Origin of the sequence: Nocardiopsis sinuspersici (assembly GCF_001998325.1) — a bacterium.
Taxonomy (GTDB): domain Bacteria; phylum Actinomycetota; class Actinomycetes; order Streptosporangiales; family Streptosporangiaceae; genus Nocardiopsis; species Nocardiopsis sinuspersici.
This window is the reverse complement of record NZ_MCOK01000001.1, coordinates 5537225-5561803: the sequence shown is the minus strand read 5'-3', so window position 1 is coordinate 5561803 and position 24579 is coordinate 5537225. Positions and strand designations below refer to the sequence as shown.

Annotated in this window: 26 protein-coding genes and 1 tRNA gene; 15 read left to right on the top strand and 12 right to left on the bottom strand. The window is 67.9% G+C overall.

Going from position 1 to position 24579, the window contains the following annotated elements; translation table 11 throughout:
• The first annotated feature begins 106 nt into the window (after window positions 1–106).
• From NOSIN_RS24010 to NOSIN_RS27365, 3 genes are all read left to right on the top strand, one after another.
• The gene (locus tag NOSIN_RS24010; RefSeq protein WP_077692907.1) at window positions 107–886 is read left to right on the top strand and encodes a glucose 1-dehydrogenase; all 780 of its coding nucleotides are present in this window, start codon (window positions 107–109) and stop codon (window positions 884–886) included.
• Entirely contained in the window at window positions 883–1359 is a 477-nt protein-coding gene (locus NOSIN_RS24005) for a nitroreductase/quinone reductase family protein (RefSeq protein WP_077692906.1), read from the top strand. The genes NOSIN_RS24010 and NOSIN_RS24005 overlap by 4 nt, the downstream gene beginning before the upstream one ends.
• A 293-nt stretch (window positions 1360–1652) precedes the next feature.
• Window positions 1653–1779 (top strand) — tRNA-Lys (locus NOSIN_RS27365).
• Window positions 1780–2212: 433 nt separating this feature from the next.
• On the opposite strand, the gene NOSIN_RS24000 is transcribed toward NOSIN_RS27365, so the two are convergent.
• On the bottom strand, window positions 2213–2656 hold the full coding sequence (locus NOSIN_RS24000) for an ATP-binding protein (RefSeq protein WP_236743435.1): 444 nt from the start codon (window positions 2654–2656) through the stop codon (window positions 2213–2215).
• 214 nt (window positions 2657–2870) lie between these two features.
• Between NOSIN_RS24000 and NOSIN_RS23995 the strand changes: the two genes are divergently transcribed.
• Both NOSIN_RS23995 and NOSIN_RS23990 read left to right on the top strand, forming a co-directional pair.
• Window positions 2871–3764 (top strand): helix-turn-helix domain-containing protein, encoded by an 894-nt coding sequence (locus tag NOSIN_RS23995; RefSeq protein WP_077692904.1) that lies wholly within the window; start codon window positions 2871–2873, stop codon window positions 3762–3764.
• Between the two features lie 14 nt (window positions 3765–3778).
• Window positions 3779–3964 (top strand): DUF397 domain-containing protein, encoded by a 186-nt coding sequence (locus NOSIN_RS23990; RefSeq protein ID WP_077693751.1) that lies wholly within the window; start codon window positions 3779–3781, stop codon window positions 3962–3964.
• 42 nt (window positions 3965–4006) lie between these two features.
• Here the strand turns inward: NOSIN_RS23990 and NOSIN_RS23985 are convergent, their stop codons facing one another.
• The 4 genes from NOSIN_RS23985 to NOSIN_RS26975 all read right to left on the bottom strand — a co-directional run bounded on the left by NOSIN_RS23985 (window position 4007) and on the right by NOSIN_RS26975 (window position 7086).
• Complete coding sequence (locus tag NOSIN_RS23985) at window positions 4007–4582, bottom strand: GNAT family N-acetyltransferase (protein ID WP_077692903.1); 576 nt, start codon at window positions 4580–4582, stop codon at window positions 4007–4009.
• The gene (locus NOSIN_RS23980; RefSeq protein ID WP_227014529.1) at window positions 4579–5013 is read right to left on the bottom strand and encodes a lasso peptide biosynthesis B2 protein; all 435 of its coding nucleotides are present in this window, start codon (window positions 5011–5013) and stop codon (window positions 4579–4581) included. The genes NOSIN_RS23985 and NOSIN_RS23980 overlap by 4 nt, the downstream gene beginning before the upstream one ends.
• A gap of 188 nt (window positions 5014–5201) precedes the next feature.
• Entirely contained in the window at window positions 5202–6896 is a 1695-nt protein-coding gene (locus NOSIN_RS23975) for an albusnodin/ikarugamycin family macrolactam cyclase (protein ID WP_077692901.1), read from the bottom strand.
• Between the two features lie 61 nt (window positions 6897–6957).
• Window positions 6958–7086, bottom strand: coding sequence for an albusnodin family lasso peptide (locus tag NOSIN_RS26975; RefSeq protein ID WP_143832991.1), 129 nt, complete (start codon window positions 7084–7086; stop codon window positions 6958–6960).
• Window positions 7087–7301: 215 nt separating this feature from the next.
• Between NOSIN_RS26975 and NOSIN_RS23970 the strand changes: the two genes are divergently transcribed.
• Window positions 7302–8645 (top strand): hypothetical protein, encoded by a 1344-nt coding sequence (locus NOSIN_RS23970; RefSeq protein WP_077692900.1) that lies wholly within the window; start codon window positions 7302–7304, stop codon window positions 8643–8645.
• Here the strand turns inward: NOSIN_RS23970 and NOSIN_RS23965 are convergent.
• From NOSIN_RS23965 to NOSIN_RS23935, 6 genes are all read right to left on the bottom strand, one after another.
• On the bottom strand, window positions 8632–9162 hold the full coding sequence (locus NOSIN_RS23965) for an NUDIX domain-containing protein (protein ID WP_077692899.1): 531 nt from the start codon (window positions 9160–9162) through the stop codon (window positions 8632–8634). The two genes, NOSIN_RS23970 and NOSIN_RS23965, sit on opposite strands and share 14 nt — an antisense overlap.
• Window positions 9163–9440: 278 nt before the next feature.
• On the bottom strand, window positions 9441–10640 hold the full coding sequence (locus NOSIN_RS23960; RefSeq protein WP_077692898.1) for a helix-turn-helix domain-containing protein: 1200 nt from the start codon (window positions 10638–10640) through the stop codon (window positions 9441–9443).
• Window positions 10637–11431, bottom strand: a complete 795-nt coding sequence (locus NOSIN_RS23955) for a hypothetical protein (protein WP_077692897.1) — start codon at window positions 11429–11431, stop codon at window positions 10637–10639. Before NOSIN_RS23955 ends, NOSIN_RS23960 begins: the two co-directional genes overlap by 4 nt.
• Before the next feature lie 710 nt (window positions 11432–12141).
• Entirely contained in the window at window positions 12142–12732 is a 591-nt protein-coding gene (locus NOSIN_RS23945) for a DUF305 domain-containing protein (RefSeq protein WP_077692896.1), read from the bottom strand.
• Window positions 12733–13719: 987 nt separating this feature from the next.
• Complete coding sequence (locus NOSIN_RS23940) at window positions 13720–14148, bottom strand: hypothetical protein (protein ID WP_077692895.1); 429 nt, start codon at window positions 14146–14148, stop codon at window positions 13720–13722.
• The gene (locus NOSIN_RS23935; RefSeq protein WP_077692894.1) at window positions 14145–15029 is read right to left on the bottom strand and encodes a TIGR02587 family membrane protein; all 885 of its coding nucleotides are present in this window, start codon (window positions 15027–15029) and stop codon (window positions 14145–14147) included. Before NOSIN_RS23935 ends, NOSIN_RS23940 begins: the two co-directional genes overlap by 4 nt.
• Window positions 15030–15405: 376 nt before the next feature.
• Here NOSIN_RS23935 and NOSIN_RS23930 point away from each other — a divergent pair, with 376 nt between their 5' ends.
• Both NOSIN_RS23930 and NOSIN_RS23925 read left to right on the top strand, forming a co-directional pair.
• The gene (locus NOSIN_RS23930) at window positions 15406–15654 is read left to right on the top strand and encodes a hypothetical protein (RefSeq protein ID WP_077692893.1); all 249 of its coding nucleotides are present in this window, start codon (window positions 15406–15408) and stop codon (window positions 15652–15654) included.
• A gap of 180 nt (window positions 15655–15834) precedes the next feature.
• On the top strand, window positions 15835–17001 hold the full coding sequence (locus tag NOSIN_RS23925) for an undecaprenyl-diphosphate phosphatase (RefSeq protein ID WP_077692892.1): 1167 nt from the start codon (window positions 15835–15837) through the stop codon (window positions 16999–17001).
• 110 nt (window positions 17002–17111) lie between these two features.
• Here NOSIN_RS23925 and NOSIN_RS23920 read toward each other — a convergent pair whose 3' ends face one another.
• Window positions 17112–17363, bottom strand: coding sequence for a hypothetical protein (locus tag NOSIN_RS23920; RefSeq protein ID WP_077693750.1), 252 nt, complete (start codon window positions 17361–17363; stop codon window positions 17112–17114).
• A gap of 699 nt (window positions 17364–18062) precedes the next feature.
• Between NOSIN_RS23920 and NOSIN_RS23915 the strand changes: the two genes are divergently transcribed.
• The 7 genes from NOSIN_RS23915 (at window position 18063) to NOSIN_RS23885 (ending at window position 24447) form a co-directional block, all read left to right on the top strand.
• The gene (locus NOSIN_RS23915; protein WP_227014495.1) at window positions 18063–18377 is read left to right on the top strand and encodes a hypothetical protein; all 315 of its coding nucleotides are present in this window, start codon (window positions 18063–18065) and stop codon (window positions 18375–18377) included.
• A 502-nt stretch (window positions 18378–18879) separates the two neighbouring features.
• Complete coding sequence (locus tag NOSIN_RS23910) at window positions 18880–19683, top strand: ABC transporter ATP-binding protein (protein ID WP_077692890.1); 804 nt, start codon at window positions 18880–18882, stop codon at window positions 19681–19683.
• Window positions 19684–19697: 14 nt separating this feature from the next.
• Window positions 19698–20543, top strand: coding sequence for an ABC transporter permease (locus NOSIN_RS23905; protein WP_077693749.1), 846 nt, complete (start codon window positions 19698–19700; stop codon window positions 20541–20543).
• Window positions 20544–20552: 9 nt separating this feature from the next.
• Complete coding sequence (locus NOSIN_RS23900; protein WP_077692889.1) at window positions 20553–21662, top strand: ABC transporter substrate-binding protein; 1110 nt, start codon at window positions 20553–20555, stop codon at window positions 21660–21662.
• A gap of 140 nt (window positions 21663–21802) precedes the next feature.
• Window positions 21803–22897, top strand: coding sequence for an LLM class flavin-dependent oxidoreductase (locus NOSIN_RS23895; RefSeq protein ID WP_077692888.1), 1095 nt, complete (start codon window positions 21803–21805; stop codon window positions 22895–22897).
• A gap of 227 nt (window positions 22898–23124) precedes the next feature.
• On the top strand, window positions 23125–23460 hold the full coding sequence (locus NOSIN_RS23890) for a DUF2795 domain-containing protein (protein WP_077692887.1): 336 nt from the start codon (window positions 23125–23127) through the stop codon (window positions 23458–23460).
• A gap of 105 nt (window positions 23461–23565) precedes the next feature.
• Window positions 23566–24447, top strand: a complete 882-nt coding sequence (locus NOSIN_RS23885) for an aminoglycoside phosphotransferase family protein (protein ID WP_077692886.1) — start codon at window positions 23566–23568, stop codon at window positions 24445–24447.
• Window positions 24448–24579 lie beyond the last annotated feature (132 nt).

Here is a 24579-nt window from a genome sequence, read left to right as displayed (position 1 = left end):
TCGCCGACCTAGTGTCAGAGCAATGGTGAGTCGCACGACTCACCACTGGCCGCCGGTTCATCACTGGTGATCCCGGTCATTCACCCACGCAGCGAAGGAACATCTGATGCCACGCTTCGACAACCAGACCGTACTCGTCACTGGTGGGACCGGCGGCCAGGGAGCGAGTCACGCGCGCGCCTTTCACGCGGAGGGAGCGAACGTGGTGATCGGCGACATCGACGCGGAACGCGGCGCCGCTCTGGCCGACGAGCTCGGAACCCGCGCTCGCTTCGTCCGCCTCGACGTTACCGACCAGGGCTCGTGGGCCTCCGCTGTGCTGGCCGCCGAGAGCGCCTTCGGCGCCGTGAACGTGCTCGTCAACAACGCGGGCGTGCAGAACCCGCCCGCACCGATCGAACACACGGACCAGGCCACGTGGTCGCGGATCCTCGACATCAACCTCACGGGGATCTTCCTCGGCATCAAGGTCGCAGTCCCCGCTCTGCGCCGCGCAGCCGGAGGGGCCATCGTCAACATCGCCTCGACCATGGGCCTGGGCGGCACGGCGCACTACGCGCCCTACGTCGCCAGCAAGTGGGCTGTGCGAGGCCTCACCCAAACGGCAGCGCTCGAGCTCGGGCGCGACCACATCCGGGTGAACACCATTCACCCCGGTGTGATCGCGACCCCCTTCATCCAAGAACCAGCTGCTGGCGCGACCGCGGCGATCGCCGACTTCTACTCACCCGAGCCGTTCGCCATCCCCCGACTCGGGGAGCCGACCGACGTCAGCCGTCTTCTCCTGTTCCTCACCTCATCGGAGGCGTCGTTCATCACGGGATCGGAGTACGTCATCGATGGTGGACTCCTCCTCGGCCCCGCCCTTCAGAGCGAGACCGTATGAGCACTCCAGACACGACCGGGTCGAACGACTCCGCACAGGACGCATCCCTGTCCCACCTGCCCAACCACATCCGACGAGCCATCGAGATCACCCCCGCCGCGGGCACCAGAGAGCGGATCATCGACATCACGACGCTGGGCCGCCGCACCGGTCGTCCACGCCGCATCGAGATCTTCTTCTACCGAGCTGCGGACACCACCTACCTGTGTAGCGGCGCTGGCGGTGCCGCGACCGACTGGCACGCGAACCTGCTCGCCAATCCCGACCTCACCTTCCACCTCAAGAACGGGATCCGCGCAGATCTGCCTGCACGAGCCACGCCTGTCACCGACCCGGCTGAACGTCAGGCCGTGCTGGCCGAGATCGTCACGGATCTCAATCAGCCCCACGACCCCGGCACCATCCGGCCGACTCGGCTCGAAGACTGGGTCAGCAGTCGGCTGATGCGCATCAGCTTCCACCATCAGCCGTGATCGCGGCCCCTTCGGCAGACCCGGCACATCCAACGGCCAGACCGAAGCGATCACGGCTGACTCGAGTACCTCTGCGACTTGGGTGAGACCCGCGCGCGCAGGGAAGGAGCGGCCGGATCGGGTCGCAGAAGACGTCGACCTCGGGGCGAGACCAACACACGCAAAGAGCTACCGAGCAGATATGCGCCCCACCTCGAGCATCCAGCGGATTTTGACCGCGCTCCCGCAGAACTGCGAATTAGCTCCGTTGTGGCTCCGGTGCTCCGGAACCCCCTGGTCGGCGGTGGCCTCCCGTGGTCCCTGGTGGCACAACCGCACCCGAACAGGCCAGAGCGAACAACCACATAGGTCACGAAACGCCCACCATCCCGTGGACTTTTAATCCGCGGGTTCAGGGTTCGATCCCCTGGGGCCCTACCACCGAAACCCCAGGTCAGATCACGTTCACGGTGCTCCCGACCTGGGGTTTTCTCGTGTCCGGCACCTCGAAAATGCTCCTGGTGCGCTCCCCGGTACGGGCGGAGCGCAAGATCAGTAGAGATCCACCTCAACACGGCCCGGCGCGGAACGCCTGCCAGATGCGCACGAGACCGGCCAACTCTTCGAGCTCCCCCGGCCCCCAGCGAACCGGCATACGCGCCAAGGCAGCCCGTACCGCACTCACACGGTCGTCCTGCCGGACCAGGTACGGGCGCGCTCCCCGGTGACGCCTACGGCGCTTCCCACGGCGGTCACTCACCATCTCTCCTCCTTCTCTTCCCTCTGCCTCAAGCCAGCCAGACCGGAACACCATGAGTGTCAATGGCTCCGGAAGAAGCCGGAGCTGCGCTTCCCATGGCGGCGGTGACCGAGGTCAAGCAGCCGTGAACGAAACCCCACTCACCCGCCGCCGAGCACGTTCGGCTACCAGGCACCGAACGGCGTCGGCATCGATCTCGCCCCCGTCCTGTGCCACCGCGAACCACACCCGCTTGCCCTCACCACAGCGATAGGCACCGCACACCTCGCGAGTGAAGGCCTGGATGAGCCCCAGCCCGCGACCATGCTCGGCCACCGCATCCGCCAACTCCCACGTCTGCGGGAAGACCGGCACCGTGGCCTCGGTGTCGTACACCTCGATCACGGCGCAGTGCCCGGGCTTCGACCACACCTCCACGCCCACCTCCGGCCGCCCATGCACGAGGGCGTTCGTGAACGCCTCACTCACGGCCAGCCGAGCTGCTGCACGTCCCGCCTCCCCCACTCCGGCCGCCACCAGAGCGTGGTCGACCAGACCACGGGCCAGACCCACGTCCACCGGCCTCGGCCTCGGCCTCACCCAGGAACACACGACCCCGTCCATCGAGCACCACCTCGCCTACGTCCATACCGAATCGACACAGCAGGACCCGTCACCCATCCGGCATCAGTCCGCTTGTGTCCATCATGATTTGCAACAACGCAAATTACAAGTGCAGCAAGTTGATTTGCGTACAATGAGTAATGATGCGTGCTTCTCTGTCAGTGGGAAGATGACAACGCCAGCACAGCGACGACAGGAGGTGGAGATGCCCGAGGGCACTCCGGTCCAGGGCTCCCCCGCCCGGCGGCACTACCTGATCAGCCAGCTCAAGCGACTACGTGCCAGGACCGGCCTGTCGCAGGAGGAGGCCGCCGAGGAGATGGGCTGGCACAAGTCCAAGGTCTCCCGTATCGAGAACGGGAAGTGGAAGCGCCTCAGCGGCCCGGAGATCGACGCCCTCTGCCGCTTCTACACGGCGCCCGACGAGCTACGCGAGGAACTCACCCACATCGCCAAGGCAGCCAGCCGCAACCGCTCCTCCGCCTGGTGGAACGCCTATGAGGACATCCCCGGCGGCGCGTACTACCCGCTGGAGTACGAGGCCGACCAGATCTTCGAGTACACGCTCGGGCTCTTCAGCGGCCTGGCCCAGCACCCTGACTACATTCGAGCCCTGATGGGTCGCGGAGCGGTACCCGACGAGGCGGAGCGAGAGCGCAGGCTGGAAGCCCGAGTGGAACGGACCCGCAGCATCCTCTATCGCGAAGCTCCTCCTCGGATGTGGTGGGTCATCGACGAGCCGGTCCTCACCTGCCAGGTGGGTGGCCCCAAGGTGATGCGCACTCAGCTCGAACACCTCCTGGAGCTGAGCGACCACCCCAGAATCGACCTCCAGGTTCTGCCCCAGTCCGAGGGCATGAGCCTGAACTACGGGTTCTGCCTACTGTGGATCGGTGACGACCGCGTCGGGCACGTGGATGTCCCGCCACAGGGTCTGTTGTTCGACGCACCCGAGGACGTGCAACACCACGAGTTGAGGTCCAACCACCTCCGGGCCGCAGCCATGTCCCAAGAGCGTTCCCGCGACCTGATCCGAACCCGAATCACCGAACTCGACGCATGAACGAGGTCACACAGATGAGCATCCCGACGAAGCCCTGGCACAAGTCCAGCTACAGCAACGAGGCCGGCACGTGCGTGGAGGTCTCGGAAGGAGCCGTCACCGGTGTCCGGGACAGCCAGAATCCCCACCTGGTTTCCCTGGAGTTCCCCGCCTCGGCCTGGACCGGATTTCTCTCGGGGATCGGCTCCCCCAGAACCTGAACCTCTGTGTGCCCGCCAGGCGGCGGGCACACAGCCGTTGATTCAGGTAGTGAACTGCGCCTTCACCAGGGACTTCCACGGAACATCCTCGGGAACCGCGTCCATCAGCACGTCGTTGACGGTCTCGCCCAACCACTGATTGGAGTTGCGACGTATGCCCTGCCGCTTGAACCCGGCCTTCTCGTAGGCGCGGATCGCCCCGGCGTTGGGTTCGATCACCGTCAGGTACACGCACCGCAGGTTGGTCACGTGGAAGGCGTAGTCCAGCACCAGCCGGGTCGCCTCACTGCCCACACCCTTCCCTCGGGACTCCCCCATAGCCACCACGTACTCGCCGTTGCGGCGCATCGGATCGACGTACACCTGGGCCAACCCGACAGGAGATGGTTCGTCCCCGCTCAGGTCGTAGAAGGTGAACCGCAGTTCCCGGTCCGAAGCACGCCCGTAGCCCTCGACCAGGATCTCCCGGGTGGTCTCCATCGGCTGCGGGGTCTGCCGGTTGTAGCCGACGATCGTCGGGATCGACTGCTCCCATCGCCAGTATTCCTCCGCCAAATCGGCGCGCAACGGGCCGATCCCGGCCTTGTCCCCTCGAAGCCACATCAGGGGTTCACTCACGTGCTCTCCTTCATGCTGGGGATGGTCAGCAGTGCGGTGCACCGCCGTGTGCTGTCCGGCTCCTCCACAGGCCGGCCCTCCACCTCGATCCAGGCGTGCAGCCGGATGGGATCCGCGATCACCCCATGGCACCAGCGCACTCCACGCCCGCGTATGGCCAGGGCCAGCACCGCGGCCACCGATTCTTCCAAGCACGCGACGCGCACGGGCGAGAACAAGCCCAGAGCCCGTACCGCGTGCACGGCTTTCTCGGCCTGGTGCGTATCGGCTGGACGGCGATGTAGCCGCGAAGCGAACTCCATGAGCCGGAGCATCCGCCTCATCCGAAACCGCCGTCGGCCGCCCCAGGAGACAGCGAGCACCAGGAGGAGCGCTGCTACGGCAGCCCATCGGTAGGGGCCCGGAACTCGGGGGAACTCGGAGAACCCCATCGGGAGCTCCTGAACGCCCCAGCTCGCCTCCCACCTATGACCGCTGACGGCAGGCGTCCCAGCCATGGCCGCCTGCCTTCCGGCCTCAGAAGAAATGACACGGACCGCGCCGGTTCCGTAGTCGACGACCACGGTCGCTGCTCCCAGATCGCAGGCACGGATGTCAGACAGGCCGAAAGACGTGACCTTCATGCCGCCCTCGCTTCGATCTTTTCCCATGGGATCGCCGGCGCGGAGCGGACCGCGCGCAGCCATGCCTCGGTGGCCACGGCGGACTCGACCTGGGCCAGTTCGTCGCCTACGCCCATGGCGGCGCGCCGCATCGATCCGCGCAATCCGGCGACATCGACCAGCCCTTCGCCGGCGAGATGGCCGTCCATGAAGTCGAGGAGTGCGGGCAGCGCCTTCCTCAACCCGTGGTGGTGGTCGCTGGAGGCGTCCCCCTTCGTGGTGCGCCGGGCAAGGCGTTCTGGGAACAGGTCCCGCATGGCCTCGGCCATGATCGGCTTGTAGCGGGACGGCCCTGGAAGGCTGTCGACCGGCACGGACAGATAGGCGTCGATGACCTGGGAGTCGAAGTAGGGGTTGTGGAGCGCGATCCCGAAGGCTTCGGCGATCTGTACGTCGGAGCGAGCCGTGCGCCCGGCCTGGGCCATCGTCCGCATCAGGGCACGCAGAGTAGGGCTCTCCAGAGAGAAGGGGTCCTCGCCGCCGACCACGGGTTGCTTCGCACCAGCCCAGGACGGGACCGGGTCCGGTTCTGCCCTGGAGTTCGCGGTTCGGAAGGCGTCCAGGATCGACATCCGCCGTACGTGCGCCCAACGCGCCGCCTCACCGAGAGCCCGCCGGATCCTGCCCCGCTTCAGGAGTTCGACCAGGTAGTACGGGGGCGTGAAGAGGAGAGCATCCCCGCCGTCTCCGGTCATGTGCATGTCAGAGCCGACTTCTTCGGTGAGCCAGGTCAACTGGCCAGAGAAGTAGGCATAGGAGACCGTCGATGGTGCTGGCTCGTCCGTGGCGGGAACCAGATCGAGCTTCCCGTAGGGAGTGTGGTCGTCAGTGACCGGCATCCAGCGGTGATCGAGTCTCGGATGGTGGGCGGCCTCTCGGGCGTAGTCGAGGTCTCCGCCGTGATGGACGCCTTCCGGGTGAACGGTGACGCCCACGATCCCGCGTCCCTCCGGTGCCAGGCATTCCGCGGCCAGGAGTCCGAGCGCTGTGGAGTCGAATCCACCAGAGAAGTCCGTGCTCGGCTGCGCCGAGTGGTCGACACGAACAGCGACGGCGTCTTCGAGCGCGGATCGAAGCCGGAGTGCGTGACCGTCGGCCATCGGGGTCGGTCGCCACATCACCCTCGTGTCCGGTTCACGACAAACGGTCAGTCGGAACCGGTGTCCGGGTGGCACGCGTTCGATCCTGTGGAAAAAAGAATCCATTCCGGCCTCCGCCGTATCAGGGCTGACCAACCGTGCGGCGACCTTGTCCAGGTTCACGCTCGGTTTTTCGTCGAAGCCGGCCAGCAGACGTGAACTGGAAGCCCACAGCACTCCTTCGGGAGTGCGTCGCGTGTACACCGGGATCGCCGAGGCGAGATCGGTCCAGATCGTGACCGTTCCCGGCTCGATCTGCGCCACGACATAGCTGCCCGGCCACCGCCAGGCCACGTCGTCAGGCACAGAGTGCCCCGTAACCCGGACCAGTTCTTCCTCATCGACGCCGCAAGGGCCCAGCACCACTACGTGACGCCCTCGGTGAGAGGCGACACGTCGCTCGTGGTCGGGCCAGTCAGAACTCGTCCATACCTGCGGCAGATGCGGAGCAAGAGGGATGGAACCACGGGGGCGGGCGAGGGGCGGCAGGCCTGTCGAACCACCGAACCACATGGGCTTTCTCCTGCGCTCTGAGCGGGTGCCCGGAAGGGGTTGCCCCGGGCACCCGAGGCGGTCAGTTGTAGGGGTTGCGCTTGTTCTCGTTCTGGGCCTGCCCCTGACCGAGGGTCAGTTCGGCCACGTCGCCCAGTTCGACCAGCAGTTCCTCGTGGGTCTCTTGGCCCTCAGCCTTCACGTTGTCCATCAGCCCTCGCTTCGCTCTCGCGGACGGTTCCGCCACCGGCGCTTACCGGTCCTACCGTCCACTTCCTTGCCGCTCCCGTGAAGGCGCGGACTCAGGAGACGAACGTGCGCTCCTTCGGAAGGAGTGTGAAGGGGGAGTGAGCCTCCCGGTATCCCCACTCCCGCAGCAGCAGCCGTGTCACACTGCCTTCGACTCGGACCTGTGGAGAAGAAGCCGTGACACGTGCCCCCAAGCAGCCGAACATCCAACTCGTGGAGCTCCTGGACGAGGCCGGAATGCCCGCCAAAGGGCTCGCCCGCAGGGTAGTGGCCCGAGGTAGGGAACAGGGTTTGGTGCTCTCCTACGACCACAACAGCGTCCGCCGCTGGATGTCGGGCGAACGCCCCCAGCGACTGGTTCCCGGGATCATCGCGGGAGTCCTCTCCGAAGCACTGGGGCGTCCCGTGCTCCCCGAGGACTGCGGACTTCCCGAGGACGAGGGACAGACCCTGGAGTTCCCTCTGGCTTGGACCGCGGGGATCACTACCGCCGGCCAGCTCTACCGGGCCGACGGTGAGCGCCGCCGTGATCTCCTCGGCGGGTACTCGACGGCGGCCTACCCGAGCGCGACCGTGCGGTGGCTCACCCAGCCCTTCGTGGCTGGTCCCGCCCACCGCGGACGGATCCGTGTCGGACAGCCCGAGATCTCGGCCATCCGGCAGATGACGCGCGCTTTCCGGGACCTGGACAACCGCGTCGGCGGGGGCCGCATCCGCAGCACCGTCGTGCAGTACCTCGACGCCAACGTCGCCCCGCTGCTACGGGGCAGTTACACGGAGGAGATCGGCCGGGATCTGTTCTCGGCGGCCGCCGAACTCACCAAGGCCGTGGGGTGGATGGCCTACGACTGCGAGGAGCACGGTCTCGCCCAGCGGTACCTGATCCAGGCACTGCGCATGGCCCAGACGTCCGGGGACGACGGGTTATGCGCCGAGATCCTTGCGGCCATGGGCCACCAGGCCACCTATATCGGGCGGTCGGCCGAAGCCGTGGACCTGGCGAGGGCTGCGCAGTCCGCCGCGCTCCGGGCCGGGCACCCCGCGCTAGCGGCGGAGTGCCACCTCATCGAAGCGCACGGGCACGCAGGGCTCTCGGACCCACGGGCCACGTCCCGCTCCCTGCGGGCGGGTGTGAAGGCCTTTGAGACGGACGACCCTAATCCTCCGGAGTGGCTGGCCTACTTCGACAACGCCTACCTCGCGGCCAAGGTCGCGCACTGCTTCCTCGCCCTCGGCAACGACGCCCAGACGGCCGTGTACGCCAAGCAGTCCCTGAGGATGAACACCGACTACGTACGCGGCAGGACGTTCAACCTCCTGATGCTCGCCACCGCACATGCCATCGACGAACCGGATGAAGCAGTACGGGTCGGCGGGGTGGCTCTGGACCTGGTGGAGGGATTGCAGTCACAGCGTGCCCTGTCGTACCTGCGCCGACTACGGAGCAGGCTGCGGCCTCACGAGAAGCTGCCGGAGGTGGAGGAGTTCACGGTACGGGCCAAGGAGGTCATACCAGGGTGATGGCCCGGTACAGGGCGACAACCGTGGATGCGCCGATGACCTCTCCTCGAGCAATCATCTCCACCGCCTCCCCGAGCGGCCACCAGCGGATCTCCTGGGCCTCGTTGACGTCTGGCGAGGTATCGGTGAGGTCGGCGCCCCGTGCCAGGTAGATGATCTGGGGCTGATCCACCGATCCGATGGCGGGTTGGAAGGTCACCATGTGCTCCATCGAGCGCGGCCGCCACCCGGTCTCCTCCTCGACCTCGCGTGCCGCCGCGGCTCCGATGTCCTCGGCACCGTCGACGTAGCCTCCGGGCAGTTCCCACACCCACCGGTCGATGATGAACCGGTGCCGCCGCATCAGCAGGGCTTCGCGCTGGTCGTTGACCACCAGTGTCATCGCTGCCGGAGGCATGGCGACGACGTACTGCGTGAAGGACACACCGTCCGGGAGGGTGACGTCGACCGTGGACAGACGGATATGCCGGTTCTCGTCCACAAGCTTCTCGCCGTGGATCGTCCATTGGGTGCTCACACCCGCACCCTAGAGCAGAACGCAGCGCGGCCCCCTTACGGGGGTGACCTACATCAACCTCACTGAAGATCGAATACACAAAGTATCCTCTGCAGACCGATCTACGCATTCCCTTGCTAAGTGCGCGAGCCAATGCCGACGATTAACACCTTCGCAATATTTACGGAAATTCCAACCCAAAAAGCGAATCGATGATCACCATCACCAACCCTCGCATGAACCAATCACCAGCAATACGCGGAGCCCGTAAAGACCGAGCACGGGCACCTGTAGTTTAATCACCGGTTCTCTTGGATTTTATCTAGCAGCGAAACCACTCGAGCATTTGCCTTGCGAAATTCTTTTCCTTCTGGCTCGGTAAATTCTGTGGCCCCGACTGACGGCTTGCGAGAAGTAACGGTGCGGAACAAAGTATCAGGCACACGACACTGCTCAATAAGGCTTACCTCAGATATGCCCTCTTTGCCTAGAAGTTCAACGGCTCTGGGCAAGAGCGAAGGTTGCTCCAAAGCAGTCACAAGCCCGGGTTCACCCCTGCGCCAACCACGAGCAGAGACGGTGGTCATGGCGTTTCGATAGGATACGTCACTGAGGACCCCGAGTTGACGGGCACGGTAAAGCAAAGCCTGAATACTCACGCCCCACCGTTCCTTCAAACGGGCAAGTGACCTCCAAGCGTCACCACCCATACTATTCGGCAACAAGTTTCTGACCTCATCAGATGGCATCAGCAACTCGGAAGCAAAGCGATTTGCCTGGTTCTCCACGATACGCCCTCCTGGTTCAGCATCGGTATGCATAACCAGGTGGCCCAGCTCGTGGGCGACATCAAAACGTTGCCGATAGTAATCACGCTTGATTGGATTCAAGACCATCACGGGGCGCAGCCTGCTATCAAAAGAGTACGCATCCACTGATGCCGCCTGTGGCGGGCTAAAAACTACCAAAATCCCGCGATGTTCAACCAGACGAATGAGATGACCAATCGGCCCTTCCTCAATCCCCCAGATTTTACGAACTGCGAGCGCAGCACGCTCAGGTCCATCATCGTCGTGATCCTCTATCAAGACAGGCTCACTAGGAATATCGGGGTTGGGAAACTCGACGTGTTTTTCCAAGCTTGTCGAAATGTCAACAGCCAGTTGACCGTAGGCGAAAGCTTGGTCCCGAGCAAGCTGACTAGTCGAACGTAGAGAGCGGAAGTGGGGTGTGGTGCTCAAGGCGGCAACATCATCTGCTCGGGTAGCAAAGAACCCCGGGTCGATTGACAAACTCAGCGCCAACTGGGCAACTGTTGCGGGCGAAGGGCTCTTAGCTCCAGATTCCCAGGCTGTGACTGCGGTAGGACTCTTGCCAACCAGAGCAGCCAGCTCGCTCTTGCGCAAACCTGCTAGCTGTCGTGCCAAGGTCAAACGCGCTCGGTCGAAGAGAGCAGCGGCACCGGCTGCTCGGTCGGTCGTAGTGGTTCGAAAGCTCACTTGTCTACACTCGCACGATCACCGAGTCGTTCTTCCGTGGCACGACGCAGCCGAACGGGAGCATCCGGAACCGTGCTCGGCCCGGTAGGCAGCGGAGTGTCATCGATGCGACGGTTTCCATGGAAGGGAGGGAGGCTCAAGAGGTCCTGCCGCCAGTGCCAGGCGGCTCCCCCTCCGAAGTTGAGTTTGGGACGGCCAAAGACGAGTTCCATTTTTCCAGTGATGGGATCGAGGCTGTGAGCAACGACAAACGTCACCAGATCGAGCTCGTCCCGGTTCACTAGAGCCGCCTCCAAGCCGTCGACCTCTTCCTCCACGAACCAGTCGAACAAGGTCGGCTGACGCGGATCCGGGCTAAATTGCCGCGCAACCCGCTGCTTGGTGGGGCTCTTCGAGGGCCAAGGAATCTGATCAATCGCACCGTACTTGCACGAAGCCAGAAGAAAGCGGTACTGCTCGAAGGCCCAGCCGGGGCTGCTCTGAAGATCGGCGAGGCGCACTAGACCAGGGTCAAGGTTGGGCATGGTGACCCTGTCCTTGGCAGCCAGCTCAGCGTAGAGGAGGTCCTCATCAACTCCCTCATCGCCGGCATAGCGATCGCAGGAGAACACTCGGTTCAGCCGGTTGCGGAGCAGGGTGTGTCTCGTGTTACCGAACCAGCTCCCATCATGACCGTCAGCTTCGGAGTAGGTGTCCAAGGTCCGGCCACAAGCCGAACGATACGCCCAGCTCAAACCGGCAAGGATTCCGGGCCCACCGAGGTGGGTGATGATGTCTTCCTGTTCGTTCACGGGAGTAAAGCTACACCATATCCAGTATTTTGTGATCAGGATTCAACCATCTGAGTCGCATCATGCCGTTGATCCCACCCTCGCGCCTCCATGCCACCGACACCAGCAGACTCCGCCGAAGCCACGTGACCAGTAAGCTTCGCCCCGAAGCCGCCAAGGTCCCAGCGGACTCGATCCGCACCTCAGGGGCGGCCGGATTAGCTCCGTCGTGGCTCCGCTGTTCGGGAGCCCGGTAGTACGGGGTGGACTTCTGTGGTCTCCGGTAGCACAGCGGCTCCCGGATACGGACGCACGAAACATCGCCTACCGGGCAAAACACACGGAAAGCAGCGGACTTTTAATCCGCGGGTTCAGGGTTCGATCCCCTGGGGCCCTACCACACGAGACCCCGGGTCAGAGCGGCTTCCCGCCGCCATCGACCTGGGGTTTTCTCGTCTCGACCCGCTAGGGCCAGATCATCGCGGGCGGGCAAGGATAACGACCGTGGCGCGGTTGACGGGGCACAGGCGGCTGGACACCACCCGACGCTGCGCGCTGTCCGCCGAGGCCGACATGGAGGTGGCAGTAGCCCGGCTCCCCGCCTCCCCGACGGCGGCTGAGCGGCAGGTGTCACGGAGAACCGAACGCTAGGCGTTGGATTTTCCGTGAAAACCACCGGGACCCCCATGACCCTGCCGCACGGCCCCGGACACCCAGCAGCATCTCCCAGGTCAGTCCGGTGGGCACTCACGCAGCGGGGACCCCTCGAAATCGGGAACGGGCCGGGCCTTCGCCTCCTCGAGCGTCTCGGCCTCCCCGTTCTCCTCGATGTCCTTCATCAGCCACTCCATCTCGCTGATCTCCCGCTCCTGGGCAGCGATGATCTCGACGGCCAGCCGGCACACCCGGACGTCGGTGATCTCGGCGCGCTCGGATCGGGTGATGGCCAGCGAGTGGTGCGGGATCATCGAGCTCATCCAGGCGGTGTCCTGCACGGTGGCCTGACTGCGGTCGAGGAACACGCCGCCGCCCAGCAGCAGGAGGCTCGCCACCACTATGGCGATGTTGCCCTTCATGTTCTTGTACATGTCGAGCATCCACGCGAGCATGACCAGCCCCATGGCGCCACCCATGGTGAGTGCCATGAACAGGCGGCTCTCGCTCCACTGCACGTGGCTCCACTCCCACGTGCCGACGAACATGGTCCAGTACATGACGACCATGGCGGTCAAGATCATGGCTGCGAAGCGCAGGTACATCTTGTTCTGGTGCGACAGGCCGCCACCCTGTTGGTGGTCGTTCCCCTCGGCGTTCTCCGCCATGGATGGGTCTCCGTTCCGTCGTTATCGGTGGAAGGGGTCCACACGCGCCCCCGCCCCGCCGTCTAACGCCTCTATCCTTGTCTGGTGACGCCGAAACGGGCCGTGGCGGAGGGGGCTCCCGCGCAACGCCGAGGACCGCGTGGTGCAGGCGGCGATGCCGTGGGGCCGAGTACCGCCGCTGCTCCGTCCCGCCACACCGGCTACGAAGCCGACATCGCGCGCGATTACCGGTGACGGGCCTGTGGCAGCAGGTGCTGACAGCCCCCAACCAGCCGGGCGCAGGTCTCGACCGGGGAACTTGACGTGGTCAGCGCCCCGGACGTCTGGGAAGCCCTCGACGCCGACGTGTTCGCCCACGACCGCGTCGACGTCGACCGCGGCGGGCTGACCTTCTGCGACCGCACCGGCCCGCCCGCGCTGCCGGCCGACAGTCCGGCCGGTCATGCGGCGGACCAGATCAGCGCCTCCCGAGCGGTCGGCGATTCCGACCGCCACCGCCCGGGTGCACGCCACCTTGGCCCTAGCGACTACGACGAAGCTCTGGGCCGACCGTCCCGAGCACGAAGACGAGCGACCCCTCACACCCCCGAACATCGCGGTGAGATCATGACGTCACCCGGGCACGGACGAACAAAGAACCACGCACCGGGGCGGGTAGCTCGCTTCCACCTGGACTTTTGATCCGCGGGTTCAGGGTTCGATCCCCTGGACCCCACCACCTCGCGACCGTTTCACCTGGGCGCTCCCTCCGGGCGGGGAGCGCCCTTCGCCGTTCCCCGCCTCCTGGGAGCCCGTGGGGGCAGCCCTGGCGAAGGACGGCGCCCCCGTCCTTCCGTGTGGAAGGACAGGGCGCTTCCACCGTGTCGGCTAGCCCCCTGCCCGTGGAGATCTGGTCGACGCGGCCCGGCGAGGCTCCGGAGGGAGCCGGCGGCGACAGCCCCTGCGCGGCGGAGCACCCCGAGCCGTACGCGGGTGTCGGGCGGCCCCTCACGGCCTCTGGTAGCTGGACACCGCGAAACCGAGGCCGGGGCGGGGCTCGGGCAGGACGAAGGTGACGGTGGTCGTCTCCCCGCCGCTGAGGAAGTCGATGCGCTGGTCGGCCAGCTCCTTCCCATCGGGGCCCTCCATCACGACCTGCACGCCGGCCGCCGTGCGGGTGCCCTCGTTGCGGACCTCCACGGGCACGTACACGGTGCCGGAGACCTCCCGCATCGGACGGGCCGTGGTGCTGAAGGCGGGGGGACGGCTCTCACCCGCCAGCCACAGCCAGGCCACGGCCACGACGATCACGAGCAGGACCGCCGCGGACACGGCCAGCATCGTCCACTCCGCCGCGCTCCGCTTGTGCGCCTCCTCGTTGTCCTCGCCGTCCCGCTTCCTCTGCTGCCTGTCGCGGCCTCGTTCGTCGCCGCTCATCCCACCACCAGCCTTCCTGCGCTGCCGCCGATCGCGGCGGGGAATCCGAGTACCACGATCCTGGCCACCGTCTCTTCCAAGGGAGCGTCGAGTGCCAGGTTCTGGAAGAGCGCGAGCAGCACGGCCGAGACCAGGAGGGACACCAGGTAGGCGGTGACGGTCTCGGTGACCGGGTGCTGGAGCACGCCGCGCTGCGCCCGGCGCTTGCGCTCGTCGAGGAAGCCGGAGGCGAACACGATCATGTAGGAGACCACCAGGGACAGGGCGATGACGGCCAGCAGCCGTATCCCCCCGACACCGGCCACGAGGAGCGGTATCTCGTCGGTGGGGGCGATCGCCATCCCGATCACCACCGCGCCGACCGCGGTGATCCCGATGTCCTTGACCGTCGCCTCGGCCCGGGAGTGGCGGTGCCCGTTCTCCTGGTCCTGCGGCTCCCGGCTGGACGAGCCGCCCACCATGGTGGAGGCCAGCCCCGCGCCGAGCGCGAAGGGGATGGCCTCGTACGTCAGCCGTCCCACCGCGTCCGCCAGCGGCATCGACCAGGTCACCCTCGCCAGGGCGAACAGGACCACGCCCGCCACGGCGTAGGAGATGCCGACCGCCTGGACCGTCTGCATCACGGTGCCGCCGAGGTGGTTCGGGGGCCGGGACCAAAAACCCGTGACGAAGACGAGGAGGAAGACCGGCACGAGGCAGGCGAGCAGGCCGGCCAGGAGGTAGGGCGGGGAGACGTTCGCCCCCGCCCACCAGGACTCCATCGTGTACAGCAGCGGGATCCCGACGACCATCCCCCCGCTGACGGCCCGTGCGACGTCCCTGCCCGCCTCGCGCCACTCCTGGCGGGTCCCCTCCCCCGCCGCCCTCCTGCTCCCCGTCACCTGCGCCTCCCTCCGTCGCACGCGTCCCGGCGCGACCGACCCGGTGCGGAACCGCCCCCTCTCCTGTTCGAGGAGGCCCCTCGAAGACGTGTGGGGATCCGCCGGTCCACCATCCGCTTCCCACAACGAACGCCAATTACACAACGCGACGCCACGATCACCGGACACGGACCCGGATCCGTTGTCCAGCTGTGATGGGCAGCGGCCCGCCCATCGGGTAGGTAACGGCCGTGAACAGGCGCACCGAGACGGACAGGCCGGGTCACGGCCGCGCTCGCGAACGCCGGAACCGGGTGATCCGGCCCGCTCTCCTCTGGTCCGGCCAGCAGGCGATCCGCCCGGTCCGGTCCCTCACCGACCCCGTAGGAGGCACACCGTGAGCACCACCTCGGTCACCACCACCGTCCAGCTCTCCATCAGCCAGCCCGACGCCGAGGACGTCAGGGTGTTCTGGCGCGAGGACAACCCCGAACTCCTGGCCCTGGCCCTGGTCGACGTGGCACCCGGGGTGACCCTGCACCTGCACGACGACAGCAGGGACCGCCCCTACCTGGACAAACTGATCGCGACCCTGTCCGAGGTACGCGACCGGATGTCCGAGCAGGCCCGGGACCAGGGCGCCTGAGCCACGCCGTCGGGCGGCCGTGCGGCCGCGCGGCCGCCCGCACCCCGCTCCTCAGTGACGTGCTGATCCGGAGTTCTCAGTAAGCTTCGTGGACCGTCCCCTTTTCCCGAGCGCGCCTCGCCGTGCCCGAGACAGTCGTCGCCCCACCGGCGACCGAAGCAGCCTGGAGCAGACTCTGCCGTGTCCATCTTCGAAGCAATCATCCTTGGCCTGGTCCAGGGGCTGACCGAGTTCCTCCCGATCTCCTCCAGCGGGCACCTGCGCGTGGTGTCGGCGTTCTTCGGCTGGCCCGATCCCGGCGCCGCCTTCACTGCCGTCAGCCAGCTCGGCACGGAGCTGGCCGTGCTGATCTACTTCCGGGAGCGGGTCTGGGCGATCCTGTCGACGTGGTCCCGGTCACTGGTCAACCGGGACCTGCGCGGCGACATCAACGCGCGCATGGGCTGGTACGTCATCCTCGGCTCGGTCCCCATCGTGGTCCTCGGCCTGCTCCTGGAGGAGCAGATCGACAGCGTCTTCCGGGACCTGCGCCTGATCGCGCTGAACCTCATCGTCTTCGGCGTGATCCTCGGCGTGGTGGACAGGTACACGCGCAAGTACCGGAGCCTGGAGGACCTCAACGTCCCCCGCGGCCTGACCTTCGGCCTCTTCCAGGCACTCGCCCTGATCCCGGGCGTCTCCCGCTCGGGCGGCACCCTCACGGGTGGGATGCTGCTCAACTTCCAGCGCAAGGACGCGGCCGAGTACGCCTTCCTGCTGGCGCTGCCCGCGGTCTTCGGCGCGGGCCTGTACAAACTGACCGACATCGGTAGCGCCGAGTACGCCGGGTGGGGGGCCACCATCCTGGGAACGGTCATCGCGGGCGTGGTCGGCTTCGTGGTGATCGCCTGGCTGATGCGCTTCATCTCCACGCACAGCTTCATGCCGTTCGTCTACTACCGCATCGCCCTGGGCATCCTCGTCCTGGCCCTGGTGAGCTGGGACGTGATCGACCCGCAGGGCGGCGCCGGGGCACAGCCCGCCGAGAGCGAGATCGTCTCCGAGGAGCGGGGTCCCCAGGAGGAGGACCAGGAGCCCGGATCCGCCTCCGACCCGTCCCCGGAGCCCTCGGCCGCCCCCTCCGGGCCCTCCGAGGCACCCTCCGGCGGGCCCTCCGACGAAGCCGTTCCGACGGTCGACCCGGTGACCGGCTGGGAGATCGACCCCGAGGTGGGGCTTCCGCGCAACCCCGACACCGGCCTGTACTACGACCCGGACCTGGGGATGGACGTGGACTACGACTTCTCGACCGGCATGGCCACCAACCCCATCACCGGAGAGACCTACGACCCCACACCGGCCGGTTAGGCCCGAGCGGCCGGAGTCCCGCCCGGGGCCCGGGCAGGACTCCGGCCGGCGTCCGTGCAGGACCACGTTCCGTGTGCGGGCGGGAAGCACGCTCGGGCCCCGCGCCGTGGTCAGCCGCCGAGGTTCCTCACCGCGGTGTCCAACCGCTGGGCGAGGGCCTCGGCCTCCTCCCGCGTCGGCTCCCCGCCCCTCTCCGACGCGAGGTCACCGCGGTCGGCCACGCGCAGCGCTCCCTCGTAGCGCGGGTCGTCGAGCTCGGTCGACTCGACGACCTCGGCCCGGCCCCGGTGGACGATCAGCACCGGGTCGCCGCCCTCCGTACTCAGCAGCCGAGTCACATGCTCGGCACGGACGATCTCCACCACTGCCTCCTGGTCGCTGTTCTACCGAAGCACCTGCCTCCCCCCTGCCCGGGTACGGCGACCGGGAACATCCCTCGCGGTCCCCTCGTCCCCGGCGGCCGCCCCGTCCGACCCGGGCCGGGGGGCGGACACATCCCGGCGGGGAATCCGGCACTCCGTTTCACGTCGGACCGGCACCCCGTTTCAAGTCGGGCCGGCGTCCCGCCTGTGGGAACCCGCGCATTTCCCCGGGTCCGATATCCCATCCCGGTGAACAACGGGTGACGCCACGTCCCGGCTGCCGGGCGAACACTGCCTGAACTGGCGTTCTTCCAAATCAACGGGGAGAGGAATTGGGAACCGCCTTCCCCGCCCTTCCCATTACCAGCGAGTAACTCCAGGCCTCCGCGCGCGAGGCCACGGACGGCGCCGGAGGGCCTGCCGCACCGGGACTCTGGAACGCGGTTCGGTCAATGTGAGCCACGACACTAATATCCGGGGAAAACCCAGGTCGGGACACCGAAGAAGCCGGATTCCGAGGTTCACCCAGATAACCACGGCACTTGTGTGGCCCGTGTGCATTAAAGTTTCCTTGTTATGAGGCATTCAGCGAGAAGCCCGTCGCCGGAGGACATAACACGATCGGCTCGACAGGGCAATACAGAACTCACCAGGGCACTCTCCGCCTACCTGGGAACCGAACTCACTCCCCGTGAGTTCATGCTCGCGGACGGAACGCGGGTCGGGGTCGACGGCGCCGACGGGGACCGGCCGACCGTCCTGGCCCAGTTCTCACCCCTGCACGGGCCGCTCAAGTCGGCACAGCGCAACAAGGTCATCGCGGACGCCTTCAAGCTCGTCTGGCTGCGCGACCGCCACTTCCCGGACGCGCGCGCCCTCCTGGTGCTGGGCGAACCCCTCGCCAAGCTCTTCGGCCGCGGCGCCTGGCTGCCCGCGGCGTTCGCCGCCCACGGGATCACGGTCGTCGTCGCCGACGACCAGCACAGAATCCGCGCTCTTGATATCAGTACGTGATCAACGCTTCATAACGCGTTAATAAGCAATCTCTAACATTCGACGCGTCAACGATCCCCGCGGGCCGTCGGCTGCTTCTTCCGCCCGCTCTCCATCGAAGGTCTTCGGCACCTCCTGCCCGGAGACAGCTGTCTGGAGGGTGTCCCGTGGGTTGTCCCCATGCGGCCGTACTCGCCGGTGTTCCCCGACCGCGTACCGGAACGGCCCCCCGCGTCCCCGTGTCACGTCCCCGACCGGGCCGCGCCACGCACCCCGCCCCGGCCCCGTACCGCCCGGCCTCCTGCTCGGCCGGCGGCGCCGCGACCCGATGACCTGCGCACTCCTTCCGACCCCCCACTACCCGTTCACCACGAGAACACGGTGTGCGATCATCCGACCACACTTCCCAAGGAGCAGGTATGGCATCCCCACACCCCGGCCGTCCGGAACCAGCCGGAGGCCACACGGTCCCCCGCGTCCCCGCGTACGTCCGCGCGCCCCGGCCCGAAGACCTGGACACCGCGTGAGCGACGACAGGATCGAGGTACGCGGACTCACCAAGACCTACGAGGGCGGTGATCCCCGCCGCCCCGCACTCGACGGCGTCGACCTGGACATCCCCCGCCGCCGCTTCGTGAGCCTCATCGGCCCCAGCGGCTGCGGCAAGTCCACCCTCCTGCGGGTGATCGCCGGCCTGGAGGACCACGACACCGGCACCGTCACGGTCTTCGGCTCCACACCCGAGAGCATGTGCGAGGCCAAGGCGGTGGGCCTGGTCCCCCAGACCCCCGCCCTGCTGCCGTGGCTGAACGTGCGGCGCAACGTGTCCCTCCCCGCCAGGGTCAACCGCCGGGCGGGTCGGGGCAGCGAGGACCCCGACCTCCTGCTGCGCATGGTCGACCTGGAGGACGCCGCCCGCAGGTACCCCCACGAACTGTCCGGCGGGATGAAGCAGCGCGTCGCCATCGCCCGCGCCTTCGGCCTGCGGCCCGACCTGCTGCTGATGGACGAGCCCTTCTCCGCCCTGGACGAGTTCACCCGCGAGGCGCTCCAGCTCCAGCTCCTGGGCCTGTGGGAGCGGATGTCCACGACGGTCGTGTTCGTCACCCACTCGGTGCGCGAGGCGGTCACCCTCTCCGACGAGGTCGTCGTGATGTCGGCCCGGCCCGGACGTGTGCACGAGGTGCTGCCCGTCGACCTGCCCCGCCCCCGCGACGGGGCCGTGGTGACCGGGCCGCTCATGCACGCCCTGGAGGACCGGGTCCGCGCGTCCCTGCAGTCCGCGTGGGAGGTCGGAGCCGCACCCGACGACCTGGTCCGCCGATGAGAGGAGTGGAGACCATGGCCACCAGTACACCCGTGCGCTCCCGCTCCGGAGACGACGCACCCGTGCGCCGCCGCGGCACGCGCGCACGCGGCTCCGCCCTGAGTCCGGGCGTGTGGCTGCCCACCGCCGTGGCGGTGGTGCTCGTCGGCTTCGCCTGGTCGGCGATCGCCGCGGACCAGCCCTACCTCCTGCCACCGCTGTCGGAGGTCGGGGCGATCCTCGTCGAGGACCCCCTGCTGTTCCTGACCAACGCCTGGTCCACACTCAGCATCGCCCTGCTGGGCGTGGCCTGTGGCGCGGGCACGGCGTTCGTCCTCGCCCTGCTGATGTCGGAGGTCCCGGTACTGCGGCGCGCGATCATGCCGTTGGCGGTGGTCCTGAACGTGACCCCCGTCGTCGCCCTCGCCCCGGCCCTGGTCGTGGCCTTCGGATTCGGCATGGCCCCCAAGGTCATCGTCACCGCGATCATCACGTTCTTCCCCGTGCTCATCAACGTGACCACCGGCCTGCGGTCGGTGTCCGTCCCCGTCCTGCACGTCTTCTCGACCCTGCACGCCTCCCGCATGGAGGTGCTGCTCCGGCTGCGCGTCCCCAGCAGCCTCCCCTACACCCTCGCCGCGCTGCGAGTGGTGTTCCCCCTGTCCATCGTGGGCGCCGTGGTCGCCGAGTTCGTCGCGGCCGGGTCCTCGAGCGGCCTCGGCACGATGATCCGGAACTCGGCCGCGACCGCCCGCCTGGAGTACGTCTACGCGGCCGTCGCCTGCCTGGCCACGATGGGCGTGCTGATGCTCGCACTCATCACCCTCCTCGAACGCAGACTGCTGTTCTGGCACGAGTCCCAGCAGCGAACCACCTCCTAAGGAGTCCCCATGAACACTCCGCCCTCGCGCCCCCGCGACCGGCGCCTGCGCCCCGTCCTGGCCACCGCCGCGGCGTCGGTCCTCCTCCTCACCGCGGCGTGCGCCGGGGAGGAGGCGGCCGACGACACGACCGAGGCCGCCACCGTGATCGACGAGGAGCGCTGCGAGGCCAACCGCGCGGCCGGGACGGTCACCTACATCACCGGCTACCAGTACCAGGCCTCCGTCAGCATCCTGGAGGCCGTCGCGGCCGACGCCCTGGGCTACTTCGAGGCCGTGTGCCTGGACGTGGAGATCCAGCCCGGCAGCGGCGACACCATCGGCAACTCGCAGCTCGTGTCCGCGGGCACCGCGCACTTCACGTCCCTGGGCAACGAGGCCGAGGTCCTCCAGGCCAACGACGCCGGGCACGACGTCATCGGCGTCGCCACCTACGGGCACGTCCCCATCGCCAGCCTCCTGACCGGTACCGGCATCGAGGAGCTCAAGGACCTGGAGGGCACCACCCTGGGCCACAAGGGCATGCTGCCCGCGCCGCTGGAGGCCATGCTGGTCGCCGACGGCGTCGACCTCGACAGCATCGAGATCGTGGAGGTGGGCTACGACCCCAGCGTGCTGCCCCGCGACCAGGTGCAGGCGCTGACCGCGTTCCGCTCCAACGAGCCGTTCCTGCTCTCGGACATGGGCGAGGAGTACAACGAGTGGCTCCCCGAGGACTACGGTGTCGTCGGCTCGTTCGGCGTGATGGCCACCAACCCCGCGTGGGCCGAGGAGAACCCGACGGCGGTCGAGGACTACCTCCGTGCGCTCTCCCGCGCCTTCACGTACTGCCAGGAGAACGGTGAGGAGTGCGTCGGGTACGCCGCCGAGCTGGCCGAGGCCGGATACGACGTCGACCACAACCTGCGGATCTGGACCTCCGAGAGCAGGCTGGTCACCGCCTCCACGCCCGACGACGCCACGGTCGGCTACATCGACCTGAGCCTGACCGAGGCCGAGGGCCAGACGCTCGTCGACAACGGCCAGCTCGACAAGATGCCCGACGTGGAACCCCTGTTCGACCCCCGCTACCTGGAGGCGGTCCACATCGCCTCCGAGGTGTCCTGGCCCGGCGAGTAGGCGCCGAAGAGCACACACGACGACCACGCGCCCCGGTGCCGCGCACGCAGCGCGAAACGCGCGGCGTAGGAGCCGCGCGGCACGGGGCGCACCACGCGCACGGCGCACAACGCACGAGAACGACAACCGAGGAGCCAAGGATGGCAGCACCAGGCGGGCCTCCGGCCGCCGACACCGAGTACGGCATCTTCCTGCCCATCGGCAACGGGGGGTGGATCGTCTCGGAGACCGCACCGCGCCCGGAGGCGACCTACGAGTACAACAAGAAGGCCGCGGTCCTCGCCGACGCCTACGGGCTCGACTTCGTCATGTCCATGGGCAAGTGGCGCGGCTACGACGGTGCGACCGACCACTGGGGCCGGACCCTGGAGTCGATGACGATGATGTCGGGGCTCGCCGAGGCCACCGAACACGTCAAGGTGTGGGCGACCGTCCACACGAACCTGTTCAACCCGGCCATCGCCGCCAAGATGTACACCACGCTCCAGGACATCAGCGGCGGCCGGGCGGGGATGAACATCGTCGTGGGCGCCTACGCGGACGAGTTCGCGCAGATGGGCCTGTGGCGGGAGGACCTCGGGCACGCCGACCGCTACCGGTACACCGAGGAGTGGACCAGCGTCCTCAAGAGGCTGTGGACCGAGGACTCGGTGACCCACCACGGCGAGTTCTTCCAGCTCGACGACTGCCGCTCCCGCCCGCACCCCGCCCCGGCGCCGACCCTGATCAGCGCGGGCCGCTCCGACACCGGCCTGGACTTCCAGTCCCGTCACTGCGACGGCTCGTTCCTGACCGCGCAGGACCTGCCCGGCCTGCGCGACGCCAGCCGCGACGTCAAGGAGCGCGCCGCCAAGCAGGACCGGAGCATCAAGACGTACTCGATGCTCACCGTCGTCATGGCCGACACCGACGCCGAGGCCGAGGAGCGGAGGCTGGCGTACGGGCGCGGCGCGGACGTCGACGCGATCGTCAACCTCAAGCTGTCCTGGGGCCTGCCCCTGGACAAGGCCCTGTCGCTGACCTCCGAGAGGCCCGAGGACGAGGCGTTCCAGACGCCGTTCGTCACCGGCTCGCCCGAGACGGTGGCCGGGCGGATCCGCGAGATCGTGGAGTACGCCGAGCTCGACGGCCTGATGCTGATCTTCCCCGACTACCACGCGGACATGGTGGAGTTCGGGGAGAAGGTCCTGCCGATACTGCGCCCGGGCCGTGAGGCGGACGCGGAGCGGAGCTGACGGACCGCCCCACCGGCCGTCCGGCCGCCCGTGGCGGGGATCCGCCCGTGGGCCGGGCGGCCGATGTGTCCTCCCGTGTCCCGCGGGTTCCCCGTGTCCCGTCGGGCCCGACGATTGGGCCCGGCCCGATCGGGTAGCAGTCTCCGTGTCCTGGCAGGTCAGACTGCTTCAGCGCCGCTGACCGGCGTGGAGCGTACCGGCTCTCGCACGAGACGGAGGGACTGACGATGAGCGTCAAGCATGGGATCGAGGGGCTACAGGCAATCCTGGGCGAGGTGGACTTCCCCGCGGGCAAGGACCGGATCGTGGAGCACGCCCGGAACGCTGAGGCCGACGAGGAGTTGCTCAGCGCTCTGCGGGCGATTCCGCCGGCCGACTACTACCAGCCCGAGGAGATACTGCGCTCGGTGCCCCTGTCCCGGTCCGACCCGGACTCCCACCCCGAGTCCGCCCGCGCGCAGCACCGCCGGGAGCACGGCAAGCCCGGCATGTCCGAGTCGACGAAGGAGACCCGGCCGGTCAACCCCATCGAGGACGAGCTGGGCGAGAACCGCAAGGCCTGACCCGCGCACCGCGGGGCCGCCGCGGTGTACCCGGTCGCGACCGGGCGCACCGCGGCGGTGGGAGCGCGGCGGCGGGAGCCCGCCGCCGTGGCGGATCATGGACGCGTGAACACCCCTGCCGCGGACGTCGACGTCACCGTCCCGCTCGTCGAGCGGCTGCTCCGGCAACAGCACCCCGACCTGGCCCGCCTCCCCCTCGTCCCCCTCGCCAGCGGATGGGACAACACGATCATGCGCCTGGGCGGACACCTCACCGTCCGGCTTCCCCGGCGCGAGTCCGCCGCCGCCCTGGTCCTCAACGAACAGCGCTGGCCGGGGCGGATCGCCGCCCGGGTCGGTGTCGCCCTTCCCGTCCCGGTGCGCACCGGGGTGCCCGGTTGCGGCTACCCCTGGCACTGGTCCGTCAACCGCTGGTTCGAGGGACGCACCGCCGCCGCCCTCCCGGTCCCCGAGCGGCGCCGCCTGGCCCGCCCCCTGGCCGGGTTCGCGGCCCGCATGCACGTGCCCGCTCCCGGCGACGCGCCGGCCAACCCCTTCCGCGGCGTGCCCCTGGCCGCCCGGTACACGCTTGTGCGCGCACGCCTGGCCGCGGGCCCGTTCCCCCGTGCGGGCGAGCTCCTGTCCCTGTGGGAACGGCTGGCCGCCGCCCCGGCGTGGCCGGGACCACCGCTGTGGCTCCACGGCGACCTCCACCCCGCCAACATCCTCGTCACCTCCGGGGGCGCACCGGAACCGGCGGCCGTCCTGGACTTCGGCGACCTGACCCCGGGGGACCCCGCCACCGACCTGGCCGTGGCCTGGCTGCTGTTCGACGCCCCCGGCCGCGCCGCCTTCCGTGCCCGGCTGGAGGAGTTCTCCCCGGTGGACCCCCACACCTGGGACCGCGCACGGGCCTGGGCGCTCCTCTTCGGAAGCCTGCTGTACGCCTCCGACGACGCGTCCTCGGCCTCGGCCGGCGCGCACGCCCTCGAACAGGTGCTCTCCTGAACCAGGACGGCGCACACGCGCCCGCGAGGCGCACGGCGGTGACCGGGCAGTGCGGGCGATCGGCCGGCGGACCCGTGAGCGAGCGGTCCGACCGGGCCGGGAACACGTACGCCTCCGACGGCGGGCCCGTGA